The organism is Clostridium saccharoperbutylacetonicum N1-4(HMT), from assembly GCF_000340885.1.
GTDB classification, from domain to species: domain Bacteria; phylum Bacillota; class Clostridia; order Clostridiales; family Clostridiaceae; genus Clostridium; species Clostridium saccharoperbutylacetonicum.
On the sequence record NC_020291.1, the window covers coordinates 3898702 to 3915112 of the forward strand.

Sequence of the window (16411 nt, forward strand, 5' to 3'; positions counted from 1 at the left end):
TACTTTGTGTATATTTTAACAATCTTATCAACCCTTTGTTTATGATACTTTTCACCATAACTGATAAATAATTTAAATTTAATTATTTTATTTTTTAAATAGTACTAAGTAAAAATTATATCAGGTTTGACATATAATTTTTCTCCTTTAAATATATTTATAATATAAGATTTTCACTAGTACTATTCTTTCACTAACATTTTATTTTCAGAATTTTTACCATCTGCATTATATTTATACATGGAGGTTACTTAATTGAATAATACTATTTTTAAGCCTTTTATTTGGTTTCTTCTAGGAATTCCTTTTATTTTTTTATTAGGCTCCTTTATGCACTTTGCATATGATTTAAGTGGCAAATCAACTTTAATAGGAATTTTTGCACCTGTTAATGAAAGCATTTGGGAACATTTAAAATTATCTGTATATCCAACCTTTGCTTGGTTTATCTTGGGTTACTTACTATTTGAAAGCAAAATAAATATATATAACTGGTTCACAAGTTGTTTAGTATCAGTAATTATGAGTGCTTTAATCGTAGTATGCTTTTACTATACTTACACTGGAGCTTTAGGCATCCACTCTTTATTTCTCGATATATTTTCACTTTTTCTAGGCATCTTAATTGCACAATGCTTAGCTTTTCATATTTATACCTATGGAAATACGAATACATTAGTATTTATTATATCTTTAATTTTAAGCTTTATAATATTTATTACTTTTACAAAATTCACTTTTTCTCCACCTAAATTCCCTATATTTATGGACCCGGTGACTAAACAATATGGAATTCAAAAATAAGACAACCTATATCTTATCTTTTCATAAGATATAGGTTGTCTTATTTATACTTTCTAATTATAGATATCCCAATTAATAATCAAACTTATAAATGGAATATACATGCATCTTTGAGAAATTATAATCGTAACACTACACTAGAAATCAGATACATTTTTCTGGAAGCAGGCATGTGAAATTGAGCTGTTGAAGGTTGTTAAGCAGAGAACCCAAATCTGTGATTTGGTGTGAATCGCTTACTCAGCGAACGAACGTAAGTCGAGTTTCCTCTATGGCTTGTTTCATTTAAGCTTGTCCAAAAGTGAATGTCCAAAAAGTAAGTGTCCAAATTTTATATTTGGAAACACGAACTTTCTCCCTGGAGCTTTTATATTTGGAAACATGAACTTTCTCCTTGGGGATTTTACATCTGGAACACGCTGAAATAACTACAAGCCGCCATTTAGAACCTTCCAGCGAAAATTTCACTAGTCCTGTGGAAGATAAATGCATTTGATTTCGGTAATTTTCGCATAAGTCTAATTCTCGCTTTGGATATCTCTATATTTTAAATTTGTTTACTGTATCTTTTAAAGTTTCAACAAGTCGATCTAATCTATTTGCTGTTTCTCCAATTTGATGTATATAAGCTGTCTGTTCTTCATTTGCAGCTGTTACTTCTTCTGTTGCTGCTGAATTTTCTTCTGTTACTGCTGCCACATTATTTATTACATCACTTGTTGTATTAGCTTTATTTGACATTTCTTTTGTAGCTTGAGACACTTCTTCAACAATAGAACTAATTTTATTAAAGGTGTTTTCAATTTGCCCAAAATTTTCACCAACTAAAGTTGCAACCTCAACTCCATGCACTACATTACTTGTACCACTATCCATTTGTTCTGCAATATTTTGAATTTGGGTTTGAATTCCATTTATTAAAGCAGCTATTCTATTCGAAGCTTCACTTGATTCTTCTGCTAAAGTTCTGACTTCTTCAGCAACAACTGCAAAGCCTTTCCCTTGTTCACCAGCTCTTGCAGCTTCAATAGCAGCATTTAAAGCTAATAGATTTGTTTGCTCTGCTATATCCTTAATTACAAACACTATTTGTCCAATCTCTTTAGATTTTTCTAATAATTCTCTAGCTTCTTCAACATTAGCTTTATTAGTTGAAGCTATAATTTGAATACTTTCAATTGCTTCCTTAACTCCTTTCGCCCCAGAGCTACTTACTTTTTTAGAATCTTCCACCATTTCCGTCATATGACCATACTTTGCTGTAACTTCACTTATCTTATCAACAAGTTCTTCTGTTGCTGTAGAAGCTTTACCAGCACTTTCTGCTTGTGCAACAGCACCAGAAGCTATTTCCTGCATACTCTTTGACACTTCATCAGTTCCTCTTAAAGACTCCTCTGTTGCTACAATCAAGTTGCTTGATAAGTTACTTACTTCATTAGCCGAATCACTTATTGCACCTATCATTTCCTTTAATTTACTTGTTGTATTGTTTAAACTTCGTCCAACCTTTCCAATTTCATCATTTGATTTTAACTCTAATTGCACTGTAAGATTACCAGCTGCAATTTCTTCTGAAAACTCTGATAATCTTCTTAATGGCGCTGTAATTCTTTTAGCAACTAATATTATGATTCCTGCAATTAAAATTACAATAACAACAGTTATTAAAAGAAGTGTTGTCATAAGTTTATTAGAAGCTGCTAATAATTCGTCCTCTGAAACTACACTTGCTAAACTCCATCCTGATAAAGGTACTTTATTATAAAAAGCAATATATTTCTCGGTACCTTGATTAAAAGTAAATGTTCCTGTGTCAGTTTGAAGCATCTTATTTCCTAGTTCTTTTACATTAGAATCTTCAGCATCAGCTATTTTAGCTTTCATAACCAAAGATTCATCAGGATTAACAATGAATGTACCATCTTGACCAATTAATAAACTATATCCTTTTTCTCCAAATTTAAAAGCTTTAATCTTATCTTGAATATAGGCTAAATTTACTCCAGATATCATTGTACCAATTGATTTATTTTGTTCATTTTTAATAGGGGCTCCAATAACTACTAGTGCTTTACCAGTTCCCTTTGATATAACAGGATTTGAAATAACAAAAGATGCCCCACTCATAAGAGTTTTATACCAAGGTTTTTCTGCCACATCTCCGTTAACAAAATTTCCATTTGCATACTGAGCTCTCGATTTCCCATCATTATTGAATAATGTTGCTGCCGCGTTATCATACTCTCCAGGATATTCTTTTTCAAAGGCTTTAATTCTATCAGAATTAAATTTATCTACTGATGCAATATCAGTTTCAATGGCCTTTGCTGTAGGCATATTGGTTGAATTTCTTACTTCAAGAAGCTTTCCTTCAAGCCAACCATTAACATTTTCAGACATAGTTTTTGTTTCTACTGCCTTATCATTAATAACTTCTGTTCTTATAGTTTGTCTAAATTGGTAAATTGCAGTTATGCTTAAGACTAACATTCCAATTATTACTATAGGTAAAACACTTACCAATAATTTCATTTTAAAAGATAACTTTTTCCACATTTTAAGCTTCCCCCCATTATGCAATTTTTTATGACATGCGAAAATAAAATAAAGTAATTGTCATATCGATTTTATCATATTCGAAATACATTTTCTACAATTTTAGCCATAGCAAATCAAATATTGTTAATTATTTTAAATTTCCCATTAAAATCTTTCATTCTTCGACTTGTATTTCAAGTTAAATCTTAATAATTATTGTTATATTTCTGTTAATATTGTAAAGTCTGTACAGAAATTGATATAATACTAATGATAATTTCTTAAGGAGAGAGGTGCTCAGACATTGATATTTTCTAATCTTGTTGTAAAAAAAGATGAACCAATATATCTTCAAATAGAAAAACATATCAAACAAGGAATAAAAAATGGAGAATTAAAAAAACATAGTAAACTTCCTTCTACACGAGAGGTTAGTAAATTTTTAAATATAAGCAGGAATTCAGTTATTTCTGCTTATGAAGAACTTGAAAGTATGGGGATAATTATTACCAAAAGAGGTATAGGCACTTTCGTTTTGATTGAAGGTGAAAATGAAAATTATGAATATAATGTTGATTATATTGAACGAATAAATGCATATGGAGACACTTTAAAAAAATTTGATATTGTAAAAAGTGAACTTCCATATAAAAAAGGTATGATATCTTTTAAATCCATTTCTCCTGAGAGTCATCTTTTTAATCTTGATGATTTTAAAAGATCATTCTTAGATGCTTGGGCATATGAAGGTGCTAATTTACTTAATTATGGATATGCTAAGGGTTATAAACCTTTAATTGATTATTTCTTAGAGTACATGAAAGAAAAGCAGATTAATACTATTAATAAAGATATATTAATAACAAATGGATTTACTGAAGCTTTTGATATAGTTATAAGTTCTTTAACTAATAAAGGTGACACAATTATATGTGAAGAACCAACACATAATACTGCTTTAAAGATAATGAAAGCTTATGGCCTTAATATTGTTCAAGTTAAAATGGACAAAGAAGGCTTAAATATAAAGTCTCTTGAAGAAGCATTAAGTAATCACAACCCCAAATTTGGATATTTAATCCCATCATATAATAATCCAACTGGTATAGTTACGAAGACCGAACGCAGGAAAGAAATTTATAAACTTTTCCGTAAATTTTCTGTTCCTATAATAGAGGATGGGTTTAACGAAGAATTATTATATACCAGTTCTCCTATTGATCCAATTGCATCCTTATGTGGTAGTGGTAATGGAGTGATATACATTGGAAGCCTTTCAAAAATTCTATTTCCAGGACTAAGAATTGGATGGATATTAGCTGATGATAAACTGGTAGATATTTTAGAAAGTGTAAAACGTGGTAAAAATATTCATTCTTCCTTTCTTGACCAAAGTGCTTTTTATTATTATTTAAAAAGTGGAGCCTTTAACAGATATGTTAAAAATGTTAGAAAATACTATCGCGATAAATACAATCTTGTAGTGAATTTGGTAGAGAAATATATTCCATATGAATATATCACTGGAGAAGGCGGTCTTCATATCTTTGTAAAATTAAAAAATAATTTAGACGCACGCAAACTTTTAGATTTATGTTATAAAGATAATGTTCTATTTATGCCTGGAGATATTTTTTACGAAAATATGCAAAATACTTCTAAATTTATTACTGGAAATGATACTTTTAGAATTGGTTTTGGAAGAGTAACTGATGAAGATATTGAAAAAGGAATTAAAATTATAGGTAAGAATATACGCTTACTTACAAAAGCTTAATGGCTTGTTTTAAAAAGCAGATCAGCTATACCTAATAATATTTAGTATAGCTGATCTAATACATATAGATATCCAAATTAATATTCAAACTTATAAATGGATTATGTATGCATTTTCGAGAAATTATAATCGTAACACTACACTAGAAATTAGATACATTTTGCTGGAAGCAGGCATGTGAAATTGAGCTGATGATGGTTATTAGTGGAAGGTTGTTTCATTTTCTGCTTGTCATAAATTTACTTTAGGAACATGCAGAAATGGGTGCAACCTTCCACTTAGAACCTTCCAGCGAAAATTTCACTAGTCCTGTGGAAGATAAATGAATCTGATTTCGGTAATTGTTGCATAACTCTAATTCTCGCTTTGGATATCCATATTTATAAATATTGAAGTTCATTTATTTTTTGCCTTTTGTAAAGTTTAATTTTTCCATAACATTTTCTAATTTTTTTATATCTATAGGCTTTGCCGCATAAACTTCACATCCACTATCAAAAGAACTTTTAACAATTTCTGCATCATTTAGCGCTGTTGTCATTATTATTTTTACTTTACTATCTCCTTCAATATTCCTCTGTCTTTCTATTTCCCTTATAGTTTTCAGAACTTTTACGCCATCTACTTTAGGCATCATAATATCTAAACATATTAAATCATATGGTTCTCCATCATCCAATGCAATCATAAATGCATCTAAACCTTCCATTCCATCTACAGTAACATCACATCCTCCATATTCAGACATAACCTTATATAAGAATTTTCTACTTGATAAATCATCTTCTACTATTAATATTTTCATAAAACCACTCCCCTGTGCATTATTTCTTAATTAACTATTCAAAAGAACAACAACAATTATGTAAATCTTTTATCTTAGTTTTTCTTTTGCAGTATAGTAAGAATTTTATCTATATTAGTTTTTATTCCACTATCATCTTGTTTTCTTGCTGCAAGTTCAATTTTAAAAGCTAATGTTTTTATTTGATTTAGATTTTTTGCTTCACATTCTATTTTAATATTATGAGCAATTTTTTCAATTTCAAAATAATTTACCACTTTGTTATTCTTTTCATTAAAATATGAATTTAATTTAACTAATTCATCTAGTAACTGCCTCTTATTAACTTCAATGTCTTCAATTGAATCTTCCTGGCTATATAATTTAGGTTTTAAATAATCTTGAACTATATTTACTTGATCACTCCTTAAATAGTCCTCAATCTTTTTTAATATTCTACCTAATTCATTAATATCAACAGGCTTAGATATATAATCATCCATACCTTGTGATAAAAATTTTTCTTTATCACCCTTTAGTGCATATGCAGTGGTCGCAATAATAGGAGTATGAATTCCCAATTCCTTTTCATTGCATCGAATAATTTTAACAGTTTCTACTCCGTCCAATTCTGGCATTTGTATATCCATTAAAATTATATCAAATCTATTATCGTCAAGTAATTTTAAAGCTTCCACACCGTTAGATGCAATTTTTATTTTTTCATATCCCAATTCCTTTAACATTTTCTTAATTACTAATTTGTTTATACTATTATCCTCTACTAACAATATACTCTCTTCTTTTTCATCACAATTAGATACTGAATTAATTGTTGAATCTAATTTTTCCTCTTTAGCTTCTTCTAATTTAATCGTAAAATAAAATCTGCTGCCAATTCCTTTTTGACTATCAACCTTAATCTCTCCTCCCATTAAATTAACAAGCTTTTGAGAAATTGCTAATCCAAGGCCAGTCCCTCCATATTTTCTTGTTATAGATCCATCTACTTGTGAAAAACTTTTAAAAAGTAATTTCATTTCATCTTTGCTAATTCCAATTCCCAAATCTTCTACAGCAAATTCAATTTCACAAAAATTCTTAGTCCTGCCAACTTCTTTAACTTCTATTAATACAAATCCTTTCTCAGTAAATTTAACAGCATTTGATATTAAATTGTTTAACACTTGACTTAATCTATGCAAGTCGCCTATTAAAATTTCAGGAATTTTTTCATCAATATCATAATGTATTTCTATGTACTTTTGATTAGCTTTTGGAATATTTGTGTATACAACGTTTTTTATTAATTCATCTAATTTAAAGTCTATATGCTCTATTGACACTTTTTCAGCTTCAATTTTTGATAAATCTAAAATATTATTTATTAGAGACAATAAACTATGGGCACAATTTTTTACAATATTTAGATTTTCCCTTTGTTCACTTGACAGATTTGACGCCAGTGTTAAATCTGTCATACCTATTATCCCATTTAAAGGAGTTCTTATTTCATGGCTCATATTTGCCAAAAATTCACTTTTTGCTTTATTGGCTGAATCCGCCGCTTTCGAAAGTCTAATAAGCTCTTCATTCCTTTCTTTATATTCCGTAATATCAGTAAATCCAACAATCACTTGATCTTCTCCAAAATTTTTTATTGGAATTGTTTGGATTTTAAACCACGCTTTTTTAGATAAATTATTTTGTATTACATTAATTTCAACTTCTTCATCCTCACTAGGTTTTAACGTTCTAATTGTCTCCATAACTATCTGCCTTAACCTACAATTTAAACATTCTTTACTTTTACCACATCCATGTTTTGAGTTGAAACAATTTATATAATATCCTGGCCCCTCATCATCATTTTCGCTAATATTTTGTGAACTTAAATTATTATATTTAACATCCATATTTTTATCAACAATAATTACTAATAGAGCTAAATGGCTAATAATAGTATCTAGAGCAATTTTCTCAAATCTCAATTTAATTATTCACCAACCTTATTCTAATTCATTATTAATATTTACCAAACTCATTATCACTTAAATCTAATCTGATTTTTTGAATAGAATTTGCAGCTTCTGTATATGCTTTATTATTACTTATACTATTATAATTTTGTTTTCGCATATAACTTTGTGCTTGAATACCCTTTTCTGACATCATAATAGCATTTTTTAGTTTAAAACTTGAAACCATATTTTTAAGCAATTCTGATTGACTTGAAAGCTCTTCACTAGCTGCTGCACTTTCTTCTGCCGTTGCAGAATTAGTTTGAACCACTTGTGATACCTGTTCAATTCCAACATTTATTTGGGTAATTCCAGTAGCTTGCTCTTCTGAAGATGCGGCTATTTCTGATACAAGAGTTGCAGCTTTTGATACCCCATCAACTATTTCATATAAAGCCTTTGCTGTATTATTTGCAATCTCTGTTCCTCTTTCGGCCTTCTTAATAGATCCTTCTATCAATGTTGTAGTTTCCTTAGCTGCATTTGCACTTCTTGCTGCCAAGTTTCTTACTTCCTCTGCAACTACTGCAAAGCCTTTTCCATGTTGTCCAGCCCTTGCTGCTTCCACTGCTGCATTAAGAGCAAGTATATTTGTTTGAAAAGCTATTTCATCTATTACTTTAATTATCTTTGAAATATTTGCCGATGATTCATTTATCTCTCCCATAGATTTAAGCATTTCGCTCATATGCTCATTTCCATCATTAGCATTTTCCTTAACCTTCAATGCAAGTTCTTTTGCTGTATTTGCATTTCCAGAATTTTCTTTGGTTTGTGCTGCTATTTCTGTTATAGAAGCTGTTAATTCTTCTAAGGAACTTGCTTGTTCAGTAGCTCCTCTAGCCAAAGCTTGACTTCCATCCGAAATTTGGCTTGCTCCTGAAAACACCTGCTCTGCTGCTCCATTTATTTCACCAAGTACTGAATTTAAAGAATCAGTTGTTGTATTAACTGCGTTTGCTAATGCCCCAAAATCACCTTTATAATTTCCATTAACTGAAACATCTAAATTTCCTTTAGACATTTCTTTCATAACTTCATTAACTTCCATAATCGGATTTGCCATAGCTTCAATTAATTCATTAATTCCTTCTATTATCTTTTGAAAATCTCCACTATGTATAGATGAATCAGCTCTTTCATCAAGCTTTCCTTCCTTAGCTGCTTTTGATAAAGTATTTGTATCCATTACCAAATTTCTAATATTAGATATCATTTTATTCATAGCAGGAGTTATTTCGTCTTTCTCGTCTATTTCAACTAAATCCATGCTCACATCACCTTGAGCAATTCTATTCATTACAGCAACTATATTAGTTTGAAGATTTTCAGCTAGTTCATCCATAGTTCTAGCCATTTCTCCTATTTCATCTCTTGTACTTATATTTGCTCTATCCCTAACATGTCCTTTAGAAATTTCTTTAAGTATATTCTTAACCTTATTAACTGGATCACTAATTAAATTTGATAATACAAATCCAAGAATTGTAGAAATTATTATTCCTATAATAATAATTACCAGCATTGAAATAGTTGCATTACTTACAGTTTTCATATTAGTTTCAGCTTTACTCTTTCCTTGGTTTTCCTTAAGGTCAATGAGCTTAGATGCTGAAGTATCTATTGCTTTTGCAAGAACACTTCCTTCACCATTTACAAGGGCAATTGCTTCATCATCTTTGTTCTGCATTGCATATTCAGCTATTTTATCTCTAACTGGTCTATACTTATCTATATTTTCTTTTAACACATTGTACTCATCCATTATATTTTGAGCTTTTATTGTATTTTTAAAGTCATTCATAAATTTATCAATTTCATTATCAGTTTCAGTTAACAATTTTCTATTGTCTTTGTTTTTGTCAATATCCTTCTCCATTATCATATTTCTAATATTAACTCTATTTTTTTGCAAATCTACCTGAACAACGGTAATTGAGGTTATAGGCTCAGTATTATCAGTATATAATTCGTTGTCTAGCTTACCAATAGTTTGCATATTAGATATCCCTACATATCCAACCGTTCCCATCATAATAACTATTAAGAAAAAACACAAAATTATTTTATTTCTAATCTTTAGATTCATAAACAAATTCATATATTTGCACCCCTTATATGCTTATAAAATTAAAAACACTCTTTAGATTAATATTTACCAAATTCACTATCACTTAAATCAATTTGTAATTTATTTAATGTTGCTGCCGATTCTTTATGTACATTTTTATTCTTTGCATTATAAGCTATGTTTCTATTAGAACTCTTCAAATTCATAATGTTATTTTCACTGCTACTATTCTTTAACTTAAAGTTTGCAACCATATCTTTAAGTAACTCTGATTGACTTGAAAGTTCTTCACTTGCCGCAGCACTCTCTTCAGCAGTAGCTGAATTTGTTTGAACAACACGTGACACTTGTTCAATTCCAATATTTATTTGTGTAAGGCCACTAGCTTGCTCTTCAGAAGCCGCTGCTATTTCTGTTACAAGAGTTGCAGCTTTCGATACTCCATCAACTATTTCATATAAAGCTTTTGCAGTATTATTAGCAATTTCTGTTCCCTTTTCAGCCTTAATAATAGAGCCTTCTATAAGAGTTGTAGTTTCCTTAGCTGCATTAGCACTTCTTGCTGCTAAATTTCTTACTTCCTCTGCAACTACCGCAAAGCCTTTTCCGTGTTGACCAGCCCTTGCTGCTTCCACTGCTGCATTAAGAGCAAGTATATTAGTTTGGAAGGCTATCTCATCTATAACCTTTATTATTTTTGATATGTTTGCAGATGATTCATTTATTTCTCCCATAGACTTAAGCATTTCACTCATATGCTCATTTCCTTCTTCTGCATTTGTTTTAACCTTAAGGGCAAGTTCTTTTGCTTGATTTGCATTTGTTGCATTTTCTCTAGTTTGTGCGGCAACTTCTGTTATTGATGATGTTAATTCTTCTATGGAACTAGCTTGTTCTGTTGCTCCTCTTGATAATGCCTGACTAGCATCTGAAACTTGGCTTGCCCCTGAATAAACTTGTTCTGAAGCTGAATTTATTTCACCAAGAACTTCATTTAATGAATCTACAATTCTATTTAAAGAAACAGAAATGCTCTTGAAGCTTCCATCAAATTCCTTTATATTTTCTATCACAAGATTTCCTTTGGAAATTTCTCCAATAATCTGATCAATTTCTCCTACTATAACACTTAAACTTTCTCCTGTAGTATTAACTGCTTTTGCTAATACTCCAAATTCTCCTTTATAATCACCTTCAACTCTCACCTCTAAATTCCCATTAGAAATTCCACTCATTATTCTATTTACTTCTTGTATTGGCTTTACCATAGCTTCAATTAATTCATTTACGCCTTCTACTATTTTTCTAAAATCTCCACTATGCTTTGCTGCATCTGCTCGTGTATTTAGTTTACCTTCTGATGCTGCTTTCGATAACATATTTGCATCTTCAACTAAAGTTCTGATGTTTTCTGCTGCTTTATTTAATGCTGGCGATACTTCATCTTTTTCATCCTTGACAAGTACCTCAAAATTCACATCCCCTTGAGCAATCTTATTAATATTTCCAATTACATTTGTCTGTAAATCTTCAGCAAAAGCATCAATTGTTTTAGCCATTTGCCCAATTTCATCCATTGTTTCAATATTCAATCTCTCTCCAAAATGCCCTTTGCCCATTTCACCAATCATATTTGCCACTTTCTGCACAGGTTTTGTAATCAATCTTGAAATATAGAATCCAATCAATATTGATGCAATAATTACAATTACTATTACTGTGAGCATTAAGCTTATGGTTGTATTAATATTAGTCGTATTTAAATCAATTTTTTGTTTTGCAGCATTAATCTTTGCTGCAGTTAAATCTCTAATTGCCTTCTCTTCTGCTTGTCCCAATTGAGCATTCTCATTATTCTTTATAATAGCTTCTTCTTTCTTTCCTGCTTTAGCCAATGCTAATACTTTATCCAATTCTGGTCCATATGCATCTCTTGCTTTGACAAAAATATCAAATTGTCTCCTTACTTCCTCTGTTACAATAGTTTTCTGAATTGAATTTTGAAGTTTATCTATATTTGATCTTATTTCCGAGATTTCCTTTGATTTAGCTTCTACTACATCCTGTGATTGCGCATTTATAAGATCTCTAATATCAACTCTCATAGTTTGAAATATAGTTCCAAGCTCTCCTATTTCTGATATTGGAACTGTCATATTATTATATAACTCTGTATCTAAGCTATTTGCTTGTTTCAAGGAATAAATACCATATCCACCCATACATCCAGAAATTAACGCTATAAAAGCAAACCCTAATATTAACTTTTTACTCATTCTCAGATTAATAAACCATTTCACATTATTTTCCCCCTTCAGCTATATAAATCAATGTATTATTGAAGAAGAGGTGATAAATTGCACCTCTCTTCAACATTTCATCAATTTTTATAACATTTTCAATATTTGCCAAACTCATTATCACTTAAATCTATTTCAACTTTAGTTAATGTAGCAGCAGATTCTTTCTGATACATATTATTCTTTGCATTATAAGCTTTGTTTCCATTGGATCTCTTATAATTCATAATATTATTTTCACTACTACTATTCTTTAACCTAAAGTTTGCAACCATATCTTTTAGTAATTCTGATTGACTTGAAAGTTCTTCACTAGCCGCAGCACTCTCTTCTGCTGTAGCTGAGTTTGTTTGAATAACTCGTGACACTTGTTCGATTCCAACATTTATTTGTGTAATACCACTAGCTTGTTCTTCTGAAGCTGCTGCTATTTCTGAAACAAGAGATGCTGCTTTTGTTACACCATCAACTATTTCATATAAAGCTTTTGCCGTATTATTTGCAATTTCAGTTCCTGTTTCAGCTTTCCTAATTGATCCTTCAATAAGTGTTGTAGTTTCCTTTGCCGCATTAGCACTTCTTGCTGCTAAATTTCTCACTTCTTCTGCTACTACTGCAAAGCCCTTTCCATGTTGACCAGCTCTTGCCGCTTCAACTGCAGCATTTAAGGCTAAAATATTAGTTTGGAAAGCTATTTCATCTATTACCTTAATTATCTTTGATATATTTGCAGAAGACTCATTAATTTCACCCATAGACTTAAGCATTTCACTCATATGCCTATTTCCATCTTCGGCATTTTCCTTAACTTTTAGAGCAAGGTCTTTTGCTTGATTTGCATTAACAGAGTTTTCTCTTGTTTGTGCTGCAACCTCTGTTATTGATGCTGTTAATTCCTCAATTGAACTTGCCTGTTCTGTAGCTCCTTTTGATAAAGCCTGGCTTCCATCTGCAACTTGGCCTGCTCCAGTAAACACTTGTTCTGCTGCAGAATTAATTTCTCCTAGAACACTATTTAAAGATTCTACTATCCTATTTAAAGATAAAGAAATACTCTTAAAGTTTCCATGGAATTCTGTTACATTTTCTATTGCTAAATTCCCATTTGAAATTTCTCCTATTACACTATCAATTTCTCCCACAATTCTCTTTAAACCTTTTTCTGTAGAATTCACAGCTTTTGCCAATACTCCAAACTCACCTTTATATGATTCACTTACAGAATTTTCTAAGTTACCTTTAGATATTTCGTTCATAACACTAGTAACTTCTTGTATTGGTTTTACCATGGCTTCAATTAATTTATTTACCCCTTCTACTATCTTTCTATAATCTCCATTATGTTTAGCTGCTTCAGCTCTTATATTAACGTTTCCTTCTGTTGCTGCTTCAGATAACATATTTGCATCTTCTACTAAAGCCTTTATATTATCAATACAACTATTTAAATTGTTCTTGATTAAATTGAAATCTCCATAATATGCAGCCGTTATCTTTTCTGGAAGATCTCCTTTACTTATTCTGTCTACATATTCAGCTGTCACATTTATTGGTGCGACAAAAGCATCTATTAATTTATTTATTCCTTCAACTAATGTGCCCCAGCCTCCAGCAAATTTTTTTGAATTTCCTCTTGTATCAAGCTCACCTGCCTGTGTTGCTTTTATTAAATCATCAGTTTCATTTAATAAACCATTCATTACATCTATGCAGTTGTTTAAGTTATTCTTTATTTCATTAAAATCACCATGATATTCATCAGTTATTTTGTCAGGAATATCTCCTCTGCTTATTCTATCTACATATTCAGCAGCAACATGCAGAGGTCCTATTACTGAATCTAGTGTTTTATTTACACCTTCTACTATCTTTTTAAAAGCTCCGCTATGCTTTTCAGCATCTGTTCTTGTATCTAACTTTCCTTCTGTTGCAGCTTTAGATAACACATTAGAATCTTTAATAAGATTATCTACAGCATTTTTAACTTCTTCTAAACTATCAGAAATGCTCTTAAATTGTTTACTAACTTCTTCAGTATAACTATCAGGCTCTTTAATTTTTAAATCAAAATCGGTATTACCACTTGATAATAACTTTAAATTTCCTTCAATCCTTTCAACTTCAGTTTTCGTATAGTCACTAACTCTAATAATAGGTGTTAGATCAGTTACAACTTCAACATATCCAACAGTTTCACCCTTTTTATTCTTTAAATATGATGTATCCTGCTTATTACTCATACCACACCATTCAAAGAAACTTTCTGTTTTTCCCTTATGAAGCTGCTTAATTCCACATTTCTCTGTATTACAGATATTAGCTCCGGCATTGCAACATTGTAATCCATATCCTGATTTACGATCTCTTACAACACCTTGCTCAATCATTAACTTTTCAAATGACTTATTCATGTATGTCCAATTCATATCTTTGTCGGTTACATGTATTGGGAATGGTATTGCATCTATTATTGCTTCATACCAAACTGCCTTATCTACTACAGTATCCAAGGTTTCATTTACACCATCTATAATCTTTTTAAAATCACCTTCATGCTTTGATGAATCAGCTCTAACTTCAAAATTTCCTTCAATAGCAGCTTTTGATAGCATATTTGCATCCAATACTAATTTTCTAACATTTTCTATTATTTTATTTAATGCTGGTACTATTTCATCTTTGTCATCTCTAACTTCTAAATCCATACTAACATCGCCATTAGCAATTTTTTTCATAGTGCCTATTACTACACCTTGCAATGATTCTGAAAAAATATCCATTACTTTGGCCATTTGACCTATTTCATCCTTTGTATCAAGTTTGATTCTTTCTCCAAGATGCCCTTTGCTCATTTCTTCAAGAATATGTAATACTCTATTAATTGGCTTACTTATTAACCCTGAAATTATAATTCCCAATACAAGAGCTATAATTATTCCTAAGATAATTATTCCAAGCATTGTTATTGTTGCAGTACTAGAAGACTTTGAATTATTATCAGCTTTTTCTTTACCCTGAGTTTCCTTTAATTCAATAAGCTTTGTTGCTGAGGCATCTACACTATTTACAAGATTTGAACCTTCTCCATTCATTAAACTTATTGCTTCATCAGTTTTATTTTGTAATCTCAATTCAATTATTTTATCTCTAACTGGTCTATAACTGTCTATATTTTTTCTTAAGTTATTAAATTCTTCAAGTACCGCATTATTTAAAATGCTGCTCTTAAATTCTTCCATGGTTTTATCTACTACTTTGTCATTTTCAAGTAAAGCATTTTTAGCTTCGTTGTTCTTATTAATATCATTTTCAATTATTATATTTCTGGTTATAATTCTGTTTTTCTGCAAATTTACTTGTATACTACTCATAATACCAATAGGTTTAGTATTATTTTCATATAATTCATTATCTAATGTACTTATTTTTTGAAGATTTAATATTCCAATTAGACCAACAAGTCCCATTAAAATAACCAAACCTATGAATGCAATAAAAATCTTACTTTTTATCTTTAAATTCATATACCATCTCATAATCAAATTCCCCTCATTCTCATTTTATTCCCATATTTACCTAGTCAAAAAGATTTAAAGTTCCACACTTTTTATTTCTTCTATTTCATCTTCCTCTAATAATTTATGACAATCAATAAGAAGCCTAACTTCATTTTGAGTTTTACCAATACCCTTTATATATTTGTTTGCATTATCCTTATTAGAATTTATCTTAGGTGGTGGTGAAATATTACTTTCATCAATATTCACTACCTCTAAAACTCTGTCAATTATTAACCCAATATTAATATTTCCAATTTCAACTACTACGATGCAAGTTCTGTCATCATATTCTTTTGGTTCCTTCTTAAATCTTAGCCTTACATCCATAACTGGTATAATCTTTCCTCTAAGATTAATTACACCTTTAATATAATTAGGAAGTTCAGGAACCTCTGTAATTGGTTCAATACCTATAATTTCTGTCACATACTTAATGTCAATCCCATAACATTCATTCCCAATAGAGAATATTAAATACTTGTCTTTCTGAGTATCTTCCTCACTTTCAACTACTTTTTCCAATAAGTCTTCCATGCTTTGTCCTCCCATCCTT

Annotated in this window: 9 protein-coding genes; 2 read left to right on the forward strand and 7 right to left on the reverse strand. The window is 30.3% G+C overall.

Features of this window, described 5'->3' with window-relative positions; translation table 11 throughout:
- The first annotated feature begins 255 nt into the window (after positions 1-255).
- A complete protein-coding gene (locus CSPA_RS17500) occupies positions 256-804 on the forward strand; it encodes a DUF6512 family protein (protein WP_015393682.1) in 549 nt (182 codons plus the stop codon).
- 540 nt (positions 805-1344) lie between these two features.
- On the opposite strand, the gene CSPA_RS17505 is transcribed toward CSPA_RS17500, so the two are convergent.
- Positions 1345-3363: a methyl-accepting chemotaxis protein gene (locus CSPA_RS17505; RefSeq protein WP_015393683.1), complete on the reverse strand. Its 2019-nt coding sequence runs from the start codon at positions 3361-3363 to the stop codon at positions 1345-1347.
- 286 nt (positions 3364-3649) lie between these two features.
- Between CSPA_RS17505 and CSPA_RS17510 the strand changes: the two genes are divergently transcribed.
- Positions 3650-5122 (forward strand): aminotransferase-like domain-containing protein, encoded by a 1473-nt coding sequence (locus CSPA_RS17510; protein WP_015393684.1) that lies wholly within the window; start codon positions 3650-3652, stop codon positions 5120-5122.
- A gap of 400 nt (positions 5123-5522) precedes the next feature.
- Here CSPA_RS17510 and CSPA_RS17515 read toward each other — a convergent pair whose 3' ends face one another.
- The 6 genes from CSPA_RS17515 to CSPA_RS17540 all read right to left on the reverse strand — a co-directional run bounded on the left by CSPA_RS17515 (position 5523) and on the right by CSPA_RS17540 (position 16392).
- Positions 5523-5927: a response regulator gene (locus CSPA_RS17515; protein ID WP_015393685.1), complete on the reverse strand. Its 405-nt coding sequence runs from the start codon at positions 5925-5927 to the stop codon at positions 5523-5525.
- 74 nt (positions 5928-6001) lie between these two features.
- Positions 6002-7897 (reverse strand): ATP-binding protein, encoded by a 1896-nt coding sequence (locus tag CSPA_RS17520; RefSeq protein ID WP_015393686.1) that lies wholly within the window; start codon positions 7895-7897, stop codon positions 6002-6004.
- Between the two features lie 34 nt (positions 7898-7931).
- Positions 7932-10028 (reverse strand): HAMP domain-containing methyl-accepting chemotaxis protein, encoded by a 2097-nt coding sequence (locus tag CSPA_RS17525; RefSeq protein WP_015393687.1) that lies wholly within the window; start codon positions 10026-10028, stop codon positions 7932-7934.
- Positions 10029-10075: 47 nt separating this feature from the next.
- Positions 10076-12298, reverse strand: coding sequence for a HAMP domain-containing methyl-accepting chemotaxis protein (locus CSPA_RS17530; protein ID WP_015393688.1), 2223 nt, complete (start codon positions 12296-12298; stop codon positions 10076-10078).
- Between the two features lie 98 nt (positions 12299-12396).
- Complete coding sequence (locus CSPA_RS29220) at positions 12397-15834, reverse strand: methyl-accepting chemotaxis protein (RefSeq protein ID WP_081603992.1); 3438 nt, start codon at positions 15832-15834, stop codon at positions 12397-12399.
- A gap of 54 nt (positions 15835-15888) precedes the next feature.
- Positions 15889-16392, reverse strand: a complete 504-nt coding sequence (locus CSPA_RS17540) for a chemotaxis protein CheW (protein ID WP_015393690.1) — start codon at positions 16390-16392, stop codon at positions 15889-15891.
- Positions 16393-16411 lie beyond the last annotated feature (19 nt).